This is a genomic window from Kangiella sp. (genome assembly GCF_014762745.1).
GTDB lineage: Bacteria > Pseudomonadota > Gammaproteobacteria > Enterobacterales > Kangiellaceae > Kangiella.
The window spans coordinates 1-19,019 of the sequence record NZ_JABURJ010000102.1; the positions used below are offsets into that span (position 1 = coordinate 1).

The following is a 19,019-nucleotide window of genomic DNA, read 5'->3' on the forward strand; positions in this document are numbered from 1 at the left end:
AACAGCATGACTCATACTCTAGACCAAGAAAGGAGTCATTGGTTCGATTTTCAATCAAATCCTGATTATAGCGGCCTAAAAGTCGCCAATTATCTTTGATCGGCCAGGCAAAAGCCAGCTCTGCTTCTTCCTGCTTGCGGTCGAGCCGTTCGCGATAGCGATGGCCGAGATTGATAATATGGTTCGGCTCTGGCTCATAGTGCATATTAATGAGGCCATGGGTGGTGTTATTGGTCTGATCATCCCACTCGATAACCGACTTAAATTCGATGGAGTCGGTCCAACGCCAGTTGACCTCAGCCAGCAACCCTGACTGCTTATCCGTTTCGCGGCCAATGGTATCAACAAGCTGTACCTGACGGTCTGATAAATACACAATGCGTCCTAGCGACATGGAGACCTTTTCACGTCCCTGCGAGTCGAGGATACGGCTGGTCAGGGCGCCGCTGATCTGGTTGGCATCACCAATACGGTCAATACCGCTGAATCGGTTGCTGCTGAAAAGCTGAGTAAAGTTGAATGTCGGTAAGCTGGTGTCATAGACGCCAATCTCATTTTGCGCTTCGTAAGGCGTGTAAAGGTAGAACAAACGAGGCTCAAGTGTATGGGTATAACGCTCATCGTCTCCGTCAATGAAGCGTTCAAAGTAAAGACCGGTGTCCAGTGACGCGGTTGGCAGTGTACGAGTCAGGTGCTCCACATTGCCGGTCAGATCTTTCTGCTGATAATGAGTGACTGAATATTTCAGCTGTGGGCGAAAGAAGCTGTACAGCGTTTCGTGACTCCAGCCAATATTGGGCTCGAGGTGATAGCGATTGGAAGTGACCGCATTGTCTTTGTCGAAACGGGTCAACTCGGTATGAATAGTGGCATGAAATCCGTTTTCATCTGGTTCGAAAAAACGGGTCATTTGCATGCGTGGTGCTATCGTATAACGCTCCACGGGGCTGTTCAGCAGTTGCCAATCTTTGTATTCAGTGCGGAAGAACCAGTCCTTGCTGCGATGTTGTACATAGAGGTTCTGCGACAGAATATCCTGATTGCTGTTCTCGAGACTGCCGCCGAAATCCTGATAATAGCCGTCATCACTGACCTTGCGAGCATTAATACCCGTTGTCCAGTCATCCCCCAGATCAGAGAAATGCTTCACATCGTATTGCCAGCGTTTATCGCCCAGAGCATTAGGATCTTTATCATTGGGCAGAGCTTCAAAGAACAGCTCGCCATTACTGGCTTCAGTTAGATAACGAAATTCAGTGCCCAGCATGGAACCGCGTGAGGTCATGTAACGCGGGGTCAGGGTCAGGTCGTAGTTGGGAGCCAGATTAAAATAATAGGGCACACTGACATCGCGACCATTACGGTCTGAATTGCTAAAGGATGGAGGCAGAATTCCGCTTTTGCGGCGGTCATCGATTGGAAATGTAATGTAAGGTAGCCAGAATACCGGCACGTCGGCTACTTTGACTACGCTGTTGTAAGCCTTGCCCCAGCCACTTTCGCGGTCAATGACAATTTCATCAGACTCAAAGGCCCAGCTACGTTGATTGGTCGGACAGGTCGAAAACTCGGAGTTAGATAGTGTCAGAACCTGGTTATTATCAATGCTGATGGTTTCCGCCGAGCCATTGCCATTATTGCTATAAAGGTGAAACCGTGTATTGCTGATTTCAGTGCTGCCCTTTAATGCCTGGTAAGTCAGGTAATCAGCACCTACCACAAAATTTTGATTGGTAAACAGCAGATCGCCTTCGGCCTTGTAGCTTTGGGACAGGTTATCAGCGGTCAGGCTGTTGGCAGTCAGTTGCTGGCCATCCTGAGAGACGACAACATTTCCTGTTAACAGCGCTGTATCGCCTTCACGCACAGCGCTATCGGAGTAGACTCGTATCGGACCGGTTTCTTCACTTTTAACCGCTTGATAACGAATGGGCTCCATTGGCTCGCTGGGGCAGGTATAAAACTCAGGAAACTTAAAGCCAACCTCTTGACTGACCAGATCGTTAACTTCTTTGGTTTCGGTCTGAGTCACGACCTGATTCTCGGCAACTGATTCAGCATTAGTGACTTCTGATTCGCCAACCGGATTTTCAGCAGCCGAAGCAATTGCAGACATGCTTGATGCCGCAATCAGGAAGCCGGTCGCTAAAAAAGGGTGTACCCAGGGAGTTTTCTTGCTTACCATGTATCCGTTATTTTACCTTCCGCTATGCGCCACTATCGCTTTGTTACATAGGTTTCAAGGCGCGGAAAGTGACCAAGTGATAGAATGGCACAATGATAAACGCTTATTTGCAAGAATGAAAACCTATAATGGAAAAAGATAGCCGACAAGAAGCTCTTAAATTCTGGGCATACGCCGAAATTCGCAAGTTAAATCCCCGTGTTGCAACCATGCAATGGAGCATGGTCTCAGGAGATGCCAGTTTTAGGCGCTATTTTCGCTGGGGTAATGAGCAGGAAAGCTGGATCTGCGTTGATGCGCCGCCAGAGCACGAAAACTCCGAACAGTTCATTAAAGTGGCTAATATGCTTAAGCCAGTTAATGCCCCGCAGGTATTGGCTTATGACCTTACTGACGGCTTTATGTTGCTCTCTGATTTGGGCGATCAGCTTTATTTGCCACTGTTACAGAACCCTTCTGAATCAAACCAAGGTGTTGATGCGCTCTACAAAAGAGCCATTGAAAGCCTCGTCAGCATGCAGCTGATCCCAAACGCCAGCACACTGCCAGCCTATGACAGTACCTTATTAAATAACGAGATGGAGCTGTTCCGCGAATGGTTTCTGGGCCGCTATCTGAATTATCGCCTATCTGAAGATGAGCATCAGTTGCTGGATCGGACTTTCGCTCAGTTGACTCAAAGCGCTCTGGAACAGCCGCAGGTTTTTGTTCATCGCGATTACCATTCGCGCAATATCATGTACATTGAAGGCCAGAAGCCGGGTATTATTGATTTTCAGGATGCGGTGTATGGCCCGATTACTTACGACTTATTGTCCTTGCTGCGCGACTGTTATATCCAATGGCCGCAGGACAAAGTGTTGGAATGGGTCGATTACTATATTGAGCAGTCGCCGTTTCCGCTGGAAAAACAGGTCTTTATCAAATGGTTCGACTGGATGGGGTTGCAGCGCCATATCAAGGTAGCGGGTATCTTTTCTCGGCTGAATTTCCGTGACGGCAAATCCGGTTACTTGAAAGACATACCATTAACCCTCAGCTATATACTTCAACAAGCCGAAAACTATCCTGAAATGGCTAACTTTTATCAGTGGTTACAAGGCATCATCATGCCGCTCTATCGCAAACGTATTGAAGAAGATGCGTTGGGAGTTGATGTATGAAGGCCATGATTCTGGCAGCAGGACGCGGCGAGCGGATGCGCCCGCTGACTGACGAGCGCCCCAAGCCACTGCTCAAGGTCAATGGTAAGGCATTGATTGAATGGCACATCGAAGCGCTTAAAGACGCTGGCATTCGCGACATCATTATCAATACCTCATGGCTTGGTGATTTGATCCCGGAATATCTGGGTGACGGAGCCTACTGGGGGGTTAATCTGACTTTTTCACAGGAAGAGCAGGCATTGGAAACTGCCGGAGGAATCCGTAAGGCTTTGCACTTTTTCGAGGAGCAACCTTTTATTGTGGTTAATGGCGATGTCTGGACCGATATGGACTACACCCGTATCGCCAAAGCCCCTGAGAACAGTGCCCATATCGTTTTAGTGCCCAATCCTGAGCATCATCCTGAAGGCGATTTCTGCGTCACCGAAGGCGGCAGGGTAAAGTCAGAAGGCGAGCCGAAGCTAACCTTTTCGGGGATTGGGGTTTATCATCCGCACGTATTTAAAGAGTTGCCAGAAAATGAAGCTGTCCCATTAGGGCCGTTATTGCGAGAACTGATGGCGCAGGAAGAAGTGACTTATGAGTTGCATGAAGGACGTTGGCACGATATTGGCACGCCGGAGCGTTTGCAAAAACTCAACGAAAGTTTTCAGCGTAAATTGAAAACCATTGAATTTAATCTAGAGAACGATAATTAAACATGAGCTGGTTTGGAAAATTATTAGGTGGTGTCATTGGCTTTTCGTTGGGAGGCCCGATTGGTGCCATTCTCGGCGGCGTGGTCGGCCATCAAATCGATAAGAAGGGGCAGGAACATTTAGAGCCGGGTTCGCAGGAACGGGTGCAGGCCGCCTTTTTCACCGCCACGTTTTCTGTGATGGGGCATATTGCTAAAGCGGATGGCCGGGTAACTGAAACCGAGATTCGTCACGCAGAAGAAGTGATGCGCCGTATGGGGCTTGATCAAACTTCTCGCAAACTGGCGATTGATTTATTCAGCCAGGGTAAAGAGCCAGACTTCGATCTGCATGGGGTGCTTGAGCAGTTTAAGCGCGAGTGCCACAGGCGCCGCAACCTGATGCAGATGTTCATGGAAGTTCAGATCAGCATGGCCATGGCCGATGGCATTGTGCATCAACAGGAAAGAACCGTGTTGCATGAGGTGGGTAAGTCACTTGGCTTTCCTACATTTATGATCGACCAGTTAATTAAAATGGTGCAGGCTCAGCAAAGGTTCTATCAACATTCAAGACAACAGGGCGGTGAGCATGGCGGCCCGGGTTATCAGGCCGCCAGCGGGCCCAGTGTCGAACAGGCTTACCAAGTGTTAGGTGTGAAATCGAGCGATGATCAGCAGACCGTAAAAAAGGCGTATCGTCGGCTGATGTCACAGCACCATCCTGATAAACTGGTTGCTAAAGGCTTACCGGAACAGATGATCAAAATGGCCACCGAAAAGACGCAGGAAATTAAAGCCGCTTACGAACTTATTAAACGCCATAAAAATTGGTAAAAATACAGGAATACTCAGGGGTAAATTATGCCAGATAAACACACAATGATTAGACAGATTGCCGTGATGCTGGAAATGCAGAACGCAATGAATTCAAAAGTACATGAGCAATGGTTCGAACAGGGCTTTGAATGGTATCGAGCCATCTGGATCGAATGTGCTGAAATGTTGGAGCACTATGGCTGGAAATGGTGGAAGCATCAGAAGCCAGATGCGGAGCAGGTGAAAATGGAACTGGTGGATATTTTTCACTTCGGATTAAGTTCGCGTATTGATGGTGAAGCTTCTTTCGAAGACATCGCTGAAGAGCTGGCTAACGAGATGCTCGAGCCAACGGTTAAAGATGATTTTAAACAAACGCTTGAAGTGATGGCTGGTCAGGCAGTGATGTATCAGCATTTTGATGGCTCAAGTTTTGCAGGCTGTATGCAACAGATGGAAATGCCATTCGAAGAATTGTTTAAAAGCTATGTTGGTAAAAATACTCTTAATTTCTTCCGCCAGGACAATGGGTACAAAGAAGGTACTTACGTTAAAGAATGGCATGGCCGGGAAGATAATGAAGTGTTAGTGGAAATTCTCGACAAGTTAGATTCAACAGAAGAAGATTTCAGACACATGCTTTATCAGGAACTGGCCGATAACTATCCGCGTCCTGATAGCAAATAAACGTGATAGCAAATCAACTTAGATAGTAAAAAATAACCCAATGCACATCGAACAGGAAGTTATCGACTGCATCCAAAACGCCAGGCGCGTCTGTATCTTAACAGGCGCTGGCGTCTCCGCCGAAAGTGGTATTGCCACTTTTCGCGATGCTAAAGAAGGTAAAGGGCTTTGGAGTCAATACGACCCACAACAACTGGCCAGCATCGATGGCTTCCTCAAAGATCCACAAACCGTCTGGCAGTGGTATCAATGGCGAAGAGACGTCAACAAAGATAAACAACCCAATCCAGCCCACCTCGCCATAGCTCAATGGCAAAAACGCACACAGCAAAACGGCAATCAACTTGTCAGCTTAATTACCCAGAATGTCGATGGACTACATCAGAAAGCAGGCTCCAATCCTGTCACCGAATTACACGGAAATATCTGGCGTAATCATTGTCTGCAATGCGGTCAAACGCATCATGGTTCCGTTGAACGGATAGAGCAGGTTCCCGAGTGCCAGCACTGTGGCGGCCAAGTTAGACCTTCCGTCGTCTGGTTTGGCGAAGCTCTACCCGAACAAGCCTGGCGTGAAGCAGAAAGCGCCGCCTATTCCTGTGACCTCTTTTTATCCGTAGGAACATCCAGTCAGGTTTATCCCGCGGCAGGACTTGCCGCACTGGCCAAAAGCCAGGGTGCGAAAGTGATTGAAATTAATCCTGAGCCAACCAGTAGCCCGGTGGTGGATTACCAGATCGAAGGGAAAGCGGGCATACTATTGCCAATTCTATTTTAGGTTAGATAAATGCAGTATTACAAAGTTTTAAATATTTCAGATAGAGAAATAGATAATATCGAGCCACTTGGTACCAAGTGGAAGTTTTGGTATGACGATCCTGACGGCAGAGCCTATTTGTTTAAAGCTGCAAGAGCAGATGGGCCAGAAGGAAAACCAGTTTTAAGATATGGGGAGGATTGGGCTGAAAAAATTGTTTCAGAGGTTGCTCATAAGTTAGATATACCATGTGTTCAATACGAGTTAGCTACATATGAGGGTTGGAATGGAGTTATAACTCCAATTATGACGTCTGACGGTGAAGAACTAGTACATGGCAATCAGCTAATTAACAATTATCTTAATACGTCAAGTATGGTTCAAGCGGTAGATAATAGCGCTCATACTGTTCAGATTGTGATTGCAACACTAAGTGATGGGAAAATATTAAAGCCAAAGAATTGGAGAAGCTTACCAGGTATTAAGCTACCGCTGGACTTCTTTATTGGTTATTTGCTGCTAGATACGCTTGTTTCGAATCAAGATCGGCACCAACAAAACTGGGGTGTAATTCAAACAGCTGATGCAACCGTGCATTTATCTCCGACTTTTGATCATGCCGCTAGCTTAGGCCGTAATGAAAGTGATGAAAGGCGAGAACAAATATTAAAAGCTGGTGAACGTGGTTTTAATATTGAAAGGTATGTGAGAAGGGCGAAATCTCTTCTATATAGTAATGGAGTTAAACTAAAGACCATAGATGCTTTTCATGAATTTGCTGTAGTTTCAGAAAGTGCAAAAGACTCCTGGTTAGAAAAACTGGACAAATTGAAAGAATCAGAAATAGTAGATATTGTCCAAAAGGTTCCATGTGGTATTATGACTGACATGAGTAAAGATTTTTGCATTTCTCTAATTAAAGCCAATAAATCTAGGCTTTTAGGATAATTCTATGAAGCAGAATACAGTAAATGCCACCTATGACTTAGATACTATCTTTGTCGTTTGGCAAGACTCTGTGACTAGGTTGTGGCATCCGATTGGCAAGTTGACACATAAAAACAACTTGTATCGGTTTAATTACACTAGGGGATGTAAAACATCTCCTAGGTTTAAACCATTCATTCATATGGAACATATTGATTATGTGTATGAATCAGAGTCCTTGTTTCCTTTCTTTGAAAACAGAGTACTTGATCCGAGTAGAGAAGAATTTAGAGAAATAATTCGGTGGAGTGATATTAAAATTGATTCCGGAGACTTCAACCACTTAGAATTCTTAGCTAAAACTGGAGGGGAAAGGAAGACCGACAACTATCGTATCATTCCTTGTCCAAGTAGTGTTGATGGTTACTATGTCATGGATTTTTTTATTCATGGAATAAATTACCTAAATGAAAGTCAAAAAGGGAAGCTGGAAAAATTGGCTGCTGGAGACGAGTTAGACATGATTTTTGAAGATGAAAACCAAGTCGATCCCATGGCTATATTAATAAAAAAGGATGGTAGTAAGCTAGGTTATTGTCCTAAATATTTAGCTCACGACTTCAGAGAGGTTATTAATACAGAACAACTTACTGAGAAACACCTTGTTGTTCATAAGGTGAATATAGCCGCTCCTGCTAAGTATAAGGTTTTATGTCGCTTTATAACAAAATGGCCAAAAGATTTTGCACCTTTTAATAATCAGGATTATTTAGCTGTAAATAATAAGGCACACCTTGTTGCATAAAAAAAGGCGGGTTAACCCGCCTTTCTCTTTTCAGTTTTAAACTTTATTAATCAACCAGTTTAAACTCGTCTTTTAAGATTTTAATAATCTCTGCTTTTGGATTATCAGACAGTTCAATTTTCTTGCCGGTAATCTTTTCAGCAATGCCGATGTAGGTTCTGGAAACGTCCATCAGTGCGTCAACAGGAAGGGCGTTGTCGCGGGCTAGCGCCTGACGTTCGTCCATGCGATCTTTGTTGAGCAGAATATCCGAATCTTCGAAGTGATTTAGCAAGAATTGGCGGAAGCCTTCTTTTGAGTTTTCAACCACTTTTCCTTCTTCGCGGAATGCTTTGCCGTCCCAGATGCGCGATGAATCTGGCGTGCCCACTTCGTCCATGTAGATTAATTTTTCGTTGCCGTCTTTGTCGGTGACATAACCAAATTCAAATTTGGTATCAACGAACATCTGGTCTAATTTTTCCAGTTCGCTACTGATGACGTCGAAACCTTCTTTCAATAGTTTTTCGTACAGGTCAATGTCTTCTTTGTTGCGGAAGTTGAAGGCTTGATAGCTGTCTTCGATATTTTGACGCGTGATGTTGACGTCGTCTGCTTCTGGAACACCTGGGATGCCTTTTAGAATACCTTTGGTTGATGGCGTGATCAGTAGCTCATCAAGTTTCTGATCTTTTTGCAGGCCATCTGGAATACGAATGCCGCAGAATTCACGCTCGCCCTTGGCGTAGGCGCGCCACATGGAACCTGTGATGTATTGGCGGGCAATCGCTTCAATCATGACTGGGCGTGCTTTCTGTACGATCCAGACGAATGGGTGCGGAATTTCCAGAATGTGGCTGTCGGCCAGGCCGTTTTCACGGAATAGCTTGAACCAGTGGTTTGAGATGGCGTTTAGCGCTGCGCCTTTGCCTGGTACGCCGTTCAAGCCGTCTTCGCCGTGCCAGATGGCATCGAAGGCAGAGATACGGTCACTGATAACCATGATTGCCAGTGGCGCGTCAGCAGCCACGTTATAGCCACGTTCCTGAATCAGGCGTTTGCTGTCTTCTTCCGTCAGCCAATATACGGAGCGAACTTTTCCGCTATGGACAGGTTGGTTTGTACGAATGGGAAGGTCGTTATTAACGGCTAAAACTTTTTGTGCAAGGCTCATAACCAGGGTGTCCTATTCCAGAAATTGAAAAGCCACTCCCTGACTGGGATGGCTGGTGAATTTAAAGCGCATATGATACCAGAATCCTGTTGATAGGCTAGTTTTCGAGCAAGTTCACACTCATTTATTAAAACTATGATAAAGCTCGAATAAGCACACATTTTACAAGGCTTTATTTCCAAAATGGGGCCGGTTTGCGTTATAGTGGTGCTCATATAACTGTCTGATTTAACGATCTTTTAATGGATAGGGAGACAAGAATGAGCAACTTAGCGCAAGATTGTAAGCAGCAACTCAAAGTCGGTGGAAAAAGCTTTGATATATGGAGTTTGGCTGCTTTAGACCAGAAAGGTCATGGCATTAAAAAGCTTCCCTTTTCGATTCGAATACTTCTAGAAAATGCCCTGCGTAATCGAGACGGCCTCGGCGTTACAGATGAGCATATTGAAACCTTACTCAGCTGGGAACCGATGCCGAAGCAGGAAGAGATTCCTTTTAAGCCTGCGCGTGTTCTGATGCAGGATTTTACCGGCGTGCCGGCAGTGGTTGACTTGGCATCCTTGCGTCAGGAAGCTAGCCGCCATGGCGTCGATGCCAAGAAAATTAATCCACTGATTCCAGTGGATCTGGTGGTGGATCATTCGGTGCAGGTTGATTTCTTTGGTAGCAAAACATCGCTTGAACAGAATATTGATATGGAATATGAGCGCAACCGCGAGCGCTATCAATTCCTTAAGTGGGCACAAACGGCTTTTAACAATTTTACCGTAGTGCCTCCGGGTATGGGAATTTGCCACCAGGTTAACCTTGAGTATCTGGCTCAGGGCGTTGTTGAGCGTGATGGTGCTTTATTCCCGGATACTTTAGTTGGCACCGATTCGCATACGCCAATGGTGAACGGGATTGGCGTATTGGCCTGGGGGGTTGGCGGTATTGAGGCTGAAGCTTCGATTCTGGGACAGCCGATTTACTTCCTGATGCCAGAAGTGGTTGGCTTGAAGCTGACTGGTAATCTGCCTTTGGGAACAACCGCCACTGACTTGGTGTTAACCATTACAGAATTACTGCGTAAGCACGGTGTGGTTGGCAAATTTGTTGAAGTATTCGGTGATGGTTTGGATGGGCTGGCAGTCACTGATCGCGCAACTATTTCCAATATGTCGCCGGAATTTGGTTGTACCGTGACCTATTTCCCGATTGATAATCGCACCCTGGATTACATGCGTGATACCAATCGTGATGAATCAGTGATTAAGCGCGTTGAAACCTATTGCAAAAATAATATGTTGTGGCGTGCAGATGAAGACCAGATCCGTTATAGCAGTGTGGTTGAGTTGGACTTGAGTTCTGTCGTTCCGACGGTGTCTGGTCCAAAACGTCCGCAAGATAAAATTGAAGTGACCAATTTAAAAACTCAGTTCCAATCATTGATGGAGCTGAATTATGGTCGTAAGTATCAATTGCTGGAAGACCGCTCTACTGCGGATAACAAAAAAGGCTTGATTAAAACGGTTGATGTGCCGGGTGAAGGTTACCAATTGCACGATGGTTCGATTGCGATAGCTGCTATTACTTCCTGTACCAATACGTCCAATCCTAGCGTTATGTTAGGTGCCGGTTTGGTTGCAAAAAAAGCCAATGATTTAGGTTTAAAAGTAAAACCTTGGGTAAAAACTTCGTTAGCACCTGGCTCGAAAGTGGTTACCGACTATCTGGTGCACTCAGGCTTAATGGATGATCTGGAAGCACTTAACTTTTTCTTAGTGGGTTATGGCTGTACTTCCTGTATCGGTAATTCCGGACCTTTACCAGACCCCGTCGCTAAAGCGGTGAAAGAGAATGACCTGATCGTGTCATCGGTATTATCAGGTAACCGTAACTTCGAAGCTCGGGTGCATCCTGATGTCAAAATGAATTTCCTGATGTCGCCCATGTTGGTGGTTATTTACGCCTTAGCCGGGCGTGTCGATATTGATTTCAAAAGCGAACCTGTCACATACACGGTTGATGATAAGCCGGTTTATTTTAAGGATTTATGGCCATCCAATGAAGAAATCGGCGCAGTGATGAGTGAAGTATTAACGCCCGCCGATTATGCCAAAAGTTATGGCGAAATTTTCGAAGGGAATGAGCAATGGAAAAACCTCGAAGTTTCTAAAGACAAAGTCTATCAGTGGGATGACAAGTCGACTTATATCAAACAGGCTCCATTCTTCAAAGGCTTGAAGCCTGAGCTGGACAAAATCAGTAATATTGAAGGTGCAAGAGTGCTCCTTAAATTGGGTGACTCGATTACCACTGACCATATTTCACCAGCCGGTGGTTTTTCTGAGACCTCTCCTGCCGGGAAATACCTGCTTGAAAAAGGTGTAGAAAAGCGACTCTTTAACTCCTACGGCTCTCGTCGTGGTAACGATGAGGTCATGGTGCGCGGTACTTTTGCTAACGTACGCATTAAAAATCAGCTGGTGGATAAAGAGGGCGGCTACACACGTTTTATTCCAACTGGCGAAACCATGACCATATTTGATGCAGCTCAGAAATATCATGAGTCGAATACACCGTTAGTTGTGCTGGCTGGAAAAGAGTATGGCAGCGGTTCCTCGCGTGACTGGGCGGCTAAAGGAACTACTTTGCTTGGGATTAAGGCAGTGATTGCCGAAAGTTATGAGCGAATTCACCGTAGCAACCTGGTTGGCATGGGTGTTTTACCATTGCAATTCAAACTGGGCGAAGATGCCGAAACTTTAGGTCTACGTGGTGATGAAACCTTCAACATCCTTGGTTTGGATAAAGGTATTGAAACCGGACAAACGCTCCAGGTTGAAGCCATTGCCAATGATGAATCGGGCAAACTCATCAAGTTCGAAGTGGTTTCAAGACTCGACTCACGCGTAGAACTCGAATACTACAAAAACGGCGGTATTCTGCATTACGTACTGCGCCAGTTTATTAATCAGGCTTGATTAACTGCGGTTACTTCTAATATAAAAATAGAGACTAGGTGCTAAGATTTAGCACCAAAAACCCCTTTTGATTGAGCTAAGTAGTAGCCAAGGCACAGCAATTCAAATCTGTGACTGAAAGGAATCCCTTTAGGGAGATGATTTGAATAGTAAAATTCGGGTAAGTGACCAAAGGAAATCCCTTTAGGGAGATGGAACGTATTTTACGGTACCCAAGGGGGCAGATCCTGCGTTAAGTGACTTGGCGGATACGAAGGCAGTTGAGCAAAGCGAAACCTCAATCACGGGGTGGTCTTCTTTTATGAAGTACATCCCTGTACTTCACCCTTCGGGCTAGCTACGCTATCCAAAATCGTTCCTGACGATTTTGTGGTTACTTAAAGCAAGACAAATTTGAACAACGGAGTGAAACGACGCTGGCTTCAGCAGAATACAAGGATGTATTCTGTAAAAGTAACTCGCTAAGTAGCGAAAAATAGAAATTGCAATGAATAAGAAAAGTTAATGTGTTACCCAAGGCAGTTATCTTTGGCTAATGAAAAGAATTCATAATATTAATCTATCACAGGAGTTTTATGACTGAGTCATCAAAAGCTCAAGCAAACTCGAATGAAGCCGCCTCCACTCTGGAGGCGGTTTATCAATCCCTCACTTCAGAAGATGATGGGCGCGTCTGTAAAGATATTCCTGACTCGGCTTGTCGTCATCAACCTAAGAATGTTGTTACCCATGTTATCTCGCTAACCTCGACAAAAGTTGCGGATGGGTTGATTGATCCCAAATTGATTTTAAGTTGGTTGATGTCTGCCCTAGGTGCTTCTTCATTTATGATTGGTTTGTTGGTGCCAATTCGCGAGGCGGGCGCTTTGTTGCCGCAGTTGTTTACTGCGGGTGCGCTTCGCCAAATGCCACAACGCAAATGGGCCTGGGCCGCAGGTAGTTTTGTGCAGGGGGCCTGCGCGGCAGGAATGGCGTTAAGCGCTTTGTTTCTGGAAGCGAAAACGGCGGGTTGGGTAATTTTAATATTGCTGGCTATTCTGGCTGTGGCGAGAAGTGTGTGTTCAGTTTCCTACAAAGATGTTTTAGGCAAAACCGTTTCCAAATCCATGCGCGGACGCACTACGGGCTTGGCCGCATCAATTGCCGCCGGTGCTGTAATTGCTTATGCCTTACTGTTAAGTTCGGGCTGGCTGGAAAGACAAAGTCTGGTTATTGGTGGTTTATTGGTGGCCGGAGCTTTATGGATTTTTGCCAGCGTCATCTTCGCCAGTTTGGCCGAAGAAAAAGGTGCGACCGAAGGTGGCGGTAATCCGTTAACGGTAGCGCGTGAAAACTTTTCTCTATTAGCAAAAGATAAACAGCTGATTCGCTTTATTAGTGTACGAGGATTGCTTATTGCGACGGCACTTGCTCCTCCATTTATGGTGACTCTCGGTGGAGAGAGTACGAGAGGAGATAGTTTAGAGCAGAGCGGCATGGGCAATCTGCTGAGTGGTCTGGGGCCGCTGGTACTGGCTTCTGCGCTGGCAAGTTTATTAAGCAGTTATGTTTGGGGACATTTATCGGATCGCTCGAGTCGTAGAGTTTTGATTTACTCCGGACTGTTCGCAGCATTGGCTCTGGCTCTAACCGCCATCTTCCACTGGCAAGATTTATTGCAACAATCCATTATTCTCCCAGCGTTGCTATTCATATTGATGATTGCCTATCACGGAGTTCGACTGGGTCGCTCAACTCATCTGGTGGACATGGCTGACGCAGATAATCGTGCGGCTTATACCGCTTTATCTAATACCATCATTGGTCTATTGCTACTGGCTGGTGCTGTGTTCAGTGTCATTGCAGAATACTTTGGGTTAAGAGCTGTAATGGTTGTCATGACCGCCATGTGCTTACTGTCATCATGGATAGCGCTAGGTCTAAATGAAGTGCAGAAAGAAGTACAAAGTGACGAATCCGATTGATGGATGAATAAATATTAGGGTATAACGAAAGGGTTTATAAATAACAGTAACAGCAAAGGGGGAATAAAGATGAACAGATTACCTATGTGGTTTTGGATTATCGGGATACTGGCTTTAATCTGGAATCTGGTTGGGGTCTATCAATATATTAGTATGCGGCTGATTACACCTGAGCAGTTTGCGCAGATGGATGAGGCTTTGCAGCAGTTGCATAATGCAACACCGGCCTGGGTAGTAGCTGCTTTTGCCACGGCGGTTTTTTCGGGTGCTTTGGCGAGTGTGCTTTTGCTTCTTAAAAAGAGTGTGGCTCAGTTGTTCTTTCTGATCTCGTTGTTGGCAATTCTGGTTCAGGCAAGTTATATCCTGTTTATGAGTGAAAGCATCCAGCTACTTGGAACTCAAGCAGCAGTACTGCCAGCAGTATTGGCGATTGTGGGTATTTTCTTGCTGTGGTTCTCGAATTTCAGTAAAAATCGTGGCTGGCTTTCATAAGCAAGTTAAATAAAAGGCACTATCGGTGCCTTTTTTACTGAGAATGCTTTTGCTCTGTTAGAGATCTGATGTAACTACCTCTATAATACGCGACCACAGTCACTATTGAACTTTGCGTTCATCTTCTATGAATTATCTTCAGTTTGTTAAATCCAACAAATATTTACTGTTATTTGGCTTTCTATGTGTCTTCCTGGGCAACCTGGGGCAAACCTTTTTTATTTCGCTGTTTAATAAGGATTTAATCGCCAACCTGTTGTTAGAGAAGGATAACCTGAGTCTGGTTTATTCGGTGGCAACTTTAATTAGTGGTTTTACGCTGTTTTTTGTTGGCGCCAAGATTGATGATATTCCGGTGAAAAAATTCACTACCCTGGTGGTGATTGGTTTGGTTATCGCCTGTGTGATTTTTGCCAATAGCACAAACCTGTGGATGTTGTTTATAGCTTATCTGGGTATTCGATTATGTGGTCAGGGGCTGATGACGCATATTGCTGTGACCACTTTGATGCGCTATATCCCGAATCATCGCGGCAAAGCGGTGAGTTTAGCGTTGCAGGGTATGGGGGCTGGTGAGATTGTATTGCCGATTATGGCGGTGCATTTATTGCTGAACTATGGGCATACAAGCAGCTGGCATTTGTATGCTTTGGTCAGCAGTATTGTGATGTTCCCATTCATGATGTGGTGTTTGCACAAAGCCAGGCTGGAGCCAATTAAGCGTGACACGGATGGAGTGGAAGCGCTTGCTGAAAATAACGATTGGAGTCGCAGGCAGGTGATGGCTGATTGGCGTTTCTGGCTGATATTGCCAGCTATTATTGCACCGGCTTTTCTGATCACTGGTATTTTTTTCCATCAGACTTTGCTGGTCGATGGTAAAGGCTGGGAGATTGAGTGGCTGTCTATCACTCTGGCCACTTATGGCGTTATTCATGTGGTCGGAGCCTTAGTTACCGGTCCGCTGGTCGATGCCTCTCACCCGCGTAAATTTTTGCGCTGGTATTTACTGCCATTGATATTGGGCGTAGCCTGCCTCTGGTACGGTCAAAGTGATTGGTGGCTGTTGGCCTTTATGATTCTGGCAGGGACCACGGTTGCCGCCAATGGCCCAGTGGTCAATTCCTTTTATGCGGAAGTCTTTGGCAATACACATCTGGGCGCCATTCGCGCGTTAGTTTCAGCCGTTATGATTATTTCTACGGGAATCGCACCTTATCTGTTTTCACTGTTTGATGACATCAATTTATTTTTAGCCTTTGCTTTTGCTTATGGGGCTGTTTGCATGCTGCTGATTCAAAAGAAAATACTGGCGGAGAAGACGTAACAGAGTGGGCATAAAAAAAGCGCTCCAAAGAGCGCTTTTGTTTGTGTGAATTATTTACTGTGAAGCTTGCTGATTAATATACTCTTCAACTCCATCTGAATGGTGCTGGACCTTAGCTATACAAAGCTCGATGTTTTCAACTGCCTGATTGAAAGAGCGTGGAGCCCCCGCCAGTTCCTGCACAATCGGTTCAAAGAAGGCGATAAAGTCTTTCTTCTTTTCCTCGGAACAGAACATGTTGCCAACGACTGGCAAGCGATTTTGTCCAAATGGCGGAATTCTTGATTTCACGCCCTCAAAATTTTCCTTAAACCAGTCCCACATGGCATCCTGTAGATCCGGGTTTTGCATCTGCCCCATCAGAATGTAGTAGATCTCGTTATCACGCAATGAATCGGACACAATAAGTTCACGCAGCTCAGTTGCAAACTCAGCATCCTGTACTGAGCCCAGGCCGATTAACATGCGACCACGCACTGTGCCGTCGTTTGATTCGTTTAGCTGTGTCAACAAATGTTCCGCAAATGGAACGCCAAGCTCTTCGACAGCAACGACCATGGCGGTATTGATGACATTACTGTCAGCTTTATCCGGGTGCAGGCCATTGTCGCTTTGGTAGCCGGTGTAGTCGGTTGCCATCTTGGTCAGGTAATGACGCAGATTTTTATCCTGTCCTTTTTGTGACAGAAAAGCGACCAGCGCATTACGCATCTGAACCTGATCAACGGAATCTTCTTTGCGGGTACTAAGGCCCAACTCTTGAAGTTTATGTTGATATAAGTCGCGATTTAAACTGGCCAGGAGTTGCTTATCTTCATCAGTGCTTACGACTTTTTCATAAACAAAGCTCAACAAATCAGTGGGAGCCATAGCTACTCGAGGCGATTCGGAATCAATGATTTGTGGCGCAATGTTGATTAGATCCAGAAAGCTTAATTTGCCGGCGTTAATCGCTGCAGAGAAGCTGTCATTTACCGAGATCATGTCTTCTGTCGAAAGTTGGTCTTTGTTTTCCAGCAGCTTTTGCCAGTTCTGGCCAGACATCGAGAAGCGGTAATAACCCGCGCCTTCTGAGTTGGGCATAACATAATCAGGGCAGCCTGCTTCTGGAATCTCAAAGCTGTATTCAGCGCTGTCGATCACGCTGCAATATTGGTGCTGATTACCGTCAATGGCATATTCAATACAGGCCGGTACTTCCCAGCTTTGCTGACTGGAGCCTTTTGAGCCAATTGGCAGGTAACGCGACTGAGTGAGATTAACGGTAGCCTGTTCATTGTCGCAGCTCAAATCAACTTCTAAATATGGAATGCCCGGCTGCTCCAGAAAGCTATTGAAGGCGGAGCGAATGGTTTCAACCGGAACCTTGGTCGATTTCTCGCCAATCGCAGTAATGAAGTCATTGGCAGTCGCTACACCAAATTCGTGTTTCTTCATGTAGTGTTGAATGCCTGCCCGGAATTCTTCCGGCGTCATGAAGGACTCAATCATGCTCAGAACGCCACCGCCTTTTGAGTAGGTGATGCTGTCAAAAGCAGACTGAATATCATGGTTGCTGGCAATTGGTTGACGGATCTGACGCGCATGGATCAGGCTGTCCTGGCGCATCGCTCCCAGTGAGCGCTCCAACAAGGTCTGGCGGAATTTCTGTTCTGGATAAACATTGTTGTTGGACACATGAGCCATCCAGGTTGCGAAAGCCTCATTCAGCCAGATGTCGTCCCACCACTCAGGCGTGACCAGGTTGCCGAACCATTGGTGCGCCAACTCGTGAGCATGTACGTTGATGTAGGCACGCTTTTGATCCAGCGAGATAGTGTCGTCGAATAATAGTAGCTGTTCGCGGTAGGTAATCAGGCCAACATTCTCCATGGCCCCAAAGTTGAAGTCCGGTACCGCAACGATATCTAGCTTGGCGTAGGGGTAGGGAATCTGGAAGTAATCCTCAAGACCGTTCAAGATGTCTTTGGTGTTTTCAAGCGCAAAAGTTAACTTCTTGCCTTTACCCTTGGTCGCAATGCCGCGTAGAGGTATCTCGCGATCGCGCACTTCGGTTGGCGGAATGGCTTTCCACTCAACAACATCAAAATCACCAACGGCAAACGCCACCAGATAGGTCGGCATCGGCTTTGAGCGCGCATAGACAATTTTCTTCCAGCCATTACCCAGATCGGTTTCAGACACTGCCGGCGTGCTGGTAAATGCCTTATGGTCGGTGCGAACGGTTATCGTATAGTTGAAAGGAACTTTAAAGGCTGGCTCATCAAAGCCCGGAAATGCCAGACGGGCTGATGTGGCCTCAAACTGAGTAAAGGCATAATTTAAACCGCCATCATTCACGCGGTATAAACCTTCCAGAGACTCATTAAAAGGTGCCTGGTAACTGATAGTCAGATCAAACTGACCAGCAGGAAGTGGATTATCAAAAGTCAGTTTAGCAACGCCCGTTGGATCTACTTCTTCATAGCGGCCATTAATCATGGTGCCATCAGTCAGTTTGGCTGAAACGGCCTGGGCGGTAATATCGCGGCCATGCAGCCAGAGGTGCTGAGAGGGAGTGTCCAGCTCAACATTGATGGTGACTTTACCGCTAAAATTGGGCTGATCCGGATCGACAGTAAGCTCAAGCCAATACATGGTTGGGCGGGCCAGCTCAGGTAAGCGGCCGGTCGGTATTTCGGTTGGGTAATCGCTCTCAAAGGATGCAGTAGCTACATCAGATACCTCTTCCTGAGCTTCGGTTTCCGAATTGGCGATAGGCTTAACCAGGGTTTCATGCTCTGAAACCTGAGTCTTGTGGCTATCATCCTGTTGATTGTCGTCTGGCTGGCAACCTGCTGCCAATAAAGTAGCCAGAAAACAGATAGTGGGCAAATATGCTTTGCTCATTGTTATCCCCTTAAAGTGTGTTTTACCTCTTCATTTAGACTAACCCTCTGTTATTAGGTTTGTTTGAGAAGATAGTCTGACTCTCTTGCAAGCATAATACTCTATAGATGGTAAATTTGGAGAGGTTTCTTAATATCCTGTTACAATTAATGTTTCAGGGTGCCCATCAGATGAACAAGTTTCCAGTAAAATTGCCCCCTAAATTG

The 19,019-nt window shown here is 45.8% G+C and carries 14 protein-coding genes; 11 read left to right on the forward strand and 3 right to left on the reverse strand.

What is annotated here, in order from left to right; translation table 11 throughout:
* On the reverse strand, positions 1-2,185 hold a 2,185-nt coding region (locus HUJ19_RS07760), incomplete at its 3' end, for an LPS assembly protein LptD (RefSeq protein WP_290623146.1).
* Positions 2,186-2,313: 128 nt separating this feature from the next.
* Between HUJ19_RS07760 and HUJ19_RS07765 the strand changes: the two genes are divergently transcribed.
* From HUJ19_RS07765 to HUJ19_RS07795, 7 genes are read left to right on the forward strand one after another with little or no spacing between them, the layout of a single operon-like run.
* Positions 2,314-3,348 carry a phosphotransferase gene (locus tag HUJ19_RS07765; RefSeq protein WP_290623147.1) on the forward strand — a complete coding sequence of 345 codons (1,035 nt, stop codon included), beginning with the start codon at positions 2,314-2,316 and terminating at the stop codon, positions 3,346-3,348.
* The gene (murU, locus tag HUJ19_RS07770; protein WP_290623148.1) at positions 3,345-4,049 is read left to right on the forward strand and encodes an N-acetylmuramate alpha-1-phosphate uridylyltransferase MurU; all 705 of its coding nucleotides are present in this window, start codon (positions 3,345-3,347) and stop codon (positions 4,047-4,049) included. Before HUJ19_RS07765 ends, murU begins: the two co-directional genes overlap by 4 nt.
* Positions 4,050-4,051: 2 nt before the next feature.
* Positions 4,052-4,864 (forward strand): co-chaperone DjlA, encoded by an 813-nt coding sequence (djlA, locus tag HUJ19_RS07775; protein ID WP_290623149.1) that lies wholly within the window; start codon positions 4,052-4,054, stop codon positions 4,862-4,864.
* 27 nt (positions 4,865-4,891) lie between these two features.
* Complete coding sequence (locus HUJ19_RS07780) at positions 4,892-5,533, forward strand: dUTP diphosphatase (protein ID WP_290623150.1); 642 nt, start codon at positions 4,892-4,894, stop codon at positions 5,531-5,533.
* A gap of 40 nt (positions 5,534-5,573) precedes the next feature.
* Complete coding sequence (locus HUJ19_RS07785; RefSeq protein WP_290623151.1) at positions 5,574-6,311, forward strand: NAD-dependent deacylase; 738 nt, start codon at positions 5,574-5,576, stop codon at positions 6,309-6,311.
* Positions 6,312-6,320: 9 nt separating this feature from the next.
* Positions 6,321-7,238, forward strand: coding sequence for a hypothetical protein (locus tag HUJ19_RS07790; RefSeq protein ID WP_290623152.1), 918 nt, complete (start codon positions 6,321-6,323; stop codon positions 7,236-7,238).
* 4 nt (positions 7,239-7,242) lie between these two features.
* Positions 7,243-8,022: an HIRAN domain-containing protein gene (locus HUJ19_RS07795; RefSeq protein WP_290623153.1), complete on the forward strand. Its 780-nt coding sequence runs from the start codon at positions 7,243-7,245 to the stop codon at positions 8,020-8,022.
* Positions 8,023-8,068: 46 nt separating this feature from the next.
* On the opposite strand, the gene HUJ19_RS07800 is transcribed toward HUJ19_RS07795, so the two are convergent.
* Complete coding sequence (locus HUJ19_RS07800; protein WP_290623154.1) at positions 8,069-9,175, reverse strand: phosphoribosylaminoimidazolesuccinocarboxamide synthase; 1,107 nt, start codon at positions 9,173-9,175, stop codon at positions 8,069-8,071.
* Positions 9,176-9,435: 260 nt separating this feature from the next.
* On the opposite strand from HUJ19_RS07800, the gene acnA reads away from it, so the two are divergent.
* The 4 genes from acnA to HUJ19_RS07820 all read left to right on the forward strand — a co-directional run bounded on the left by acnA (position 9,436) and on the right by HUJ19_RS07820 (position 15,924).
* Positions 9,436-12,141: an aconitate hydratase AcnA gene (gene acnA / locus HUJ19_RS07805; RefSeq protein WP_290623155.1), complete on the forward strand. Its 2,706-nt coding sequence runs from the start codon at positions 9,436-9,438 to the stop codon at positions 12,139-12,141.
* Positions 12,142-12,716: 575 nt separating this feature from the next.
* The gene (locus tag HUJ19_RS07810) at positions 12,717-14,105 is read left to right on the forward strand and encodes an MFS transporter (RefSeq protein ID WP_290623156.1); all 1,389 of its coding nucleotides are present in this window, start codon (positions 12,717-12,719) and stop codon (positions 14,103-14,105) included.
* Positions 14,106-14,174: 69 nt separating this feature from the next.
* Complete coding sequence (locus HUJ19_RS07815) at positions 14,175-14,597, forward strand: hypothetical protein (RefSeq protein WP_290623157.1); 423 nt, start codon at positions 14,175-14,177, stop codon at positions 14,595-14,597.
* 127 nt (positions 14,598-14,724) lie between these two features.
* Entirely contained in the window at positions 14,725-15,924 is a 1,200-nt protein-coding gene (locus HUJ19_RS07820; protein ID WP_290623158.1) for an MFS transporter, read from the forward strand.
* Positions 15,925-15,978: 54 nt separating this feature from the next.
* Here HUJ19_RS07820 and HUJ19_RS07825 read toward each other — a convergent pair whose 3' ends face one another.
* Complete coding sequence (locus HUJ19_RS07825) at positions 15,979-18,813, reverse strand: M1 family metallopeptidase (protein ID WP_290623159.1); 2,835 nt, start codon at positions 18,811-18,813, stop codon at positions 15,979-15,981.
* Between the last annotated feature and the right edge of the window lie 206 nt (positions 18,814-19,019).

What these genes read in the sequence shown, in the direction of transcription:
- djlA (WP_290623149.1), top strand. Translation starts at nt 4,052, where the DNA reads ATGAGCTGGTTTGGAAAATTATTAGGTGGTGTCATTGGCTTTTCGTTG.
- HUJ19_RS07800 (WP_290623154.1), bottom strand. Translation starts at nt 9,175, where the DNA reads ATGAGCCTTGCACAAAAAGTTTTAGCCGTTAATAACGACCTTCCCATT.
- HUJ19_RS07810 (WP_290623156.1), top strand. Translation starts at nt 12,717, where the DNA reads ATGACTGAGTCATCAAAAGCTCAAGCAAACTCGAATGAAGCCGCCTCC.
- HUJ19_RS07820 (WP_290623158.1), top strand. Translation starts at nt 14,725, where the DNA reads ATGAATTATCTTCAGTTTGTTAAATCCAACAAATATTTACTGTTATTT.
- HUJ19_RS07825 (WP_290623159.1), bottom strand. Translation starts at nt 18,813, where the DNA reads ATGAGCAAAGCATATTTGCCCACTATCTGTTTTCTGGCTACTTTATTG.
- HUJ19_RS07785 (WP_290623151.1), top strand. Translation starts at nt 5,574, where the DNA reads ATGCACATCGAACAGGAAGTTATCGACTGCATCCAAAACGCCAGGCGC.
- HUJ19_RS07790 (WP_290623152.1), top strand. Translation starts at nt 6,321, where the DNA reads ATGCAGTATTACAAAGTTTTAAATATTTCAGATAGAGAAATAGATAAT.
- acnA (WP_290623155.1), top strand. Translation starts at nt 9,436, where the DNA reads ATGAGCAACTTAGCGCAAGATTGTAAGCAGCAACTCAAAGTCGGTGGA.
- HUJ19_RS07765 (WP_290623147.1), top strand. Translation starts at nt 2,314, where the DNA reads ATGGAAAAAGATAGCCGACAAGAAGCTCTTAAATTCTGGGCATACGCC.
- HUJ19_RS07780 (WP_290623150.1), top strand. Translation starts at nt 4,892, where the DNA reads ATGCCAGATAAACACACAATGATTAGACAGATTGCCGTGATGCTGGAA.
- murU (WP_290623148.1), top strand. Translation starts at nt 3,345, where the DNA reads ATGAAGGCCATGATTCTGGCAGCAGGACGCGGCGAGCGGATGCGCCCG.
- HUJ19_RS07795 (WP_290623153.1), top strand. Translation starts at nt 7,243, where the DNA reads ATGAAGCAGAATACAGTAAATGCCACCTATGACTTAGATACTATCTTT.
- HUJ19_RS07815 (WP_290623157.1), top strand. Translation starts at nt 14,175, where the DNA reads ATGAACAGATTACCTATGTGGTTTTGGATTATCGGGATACTGGCTTTA.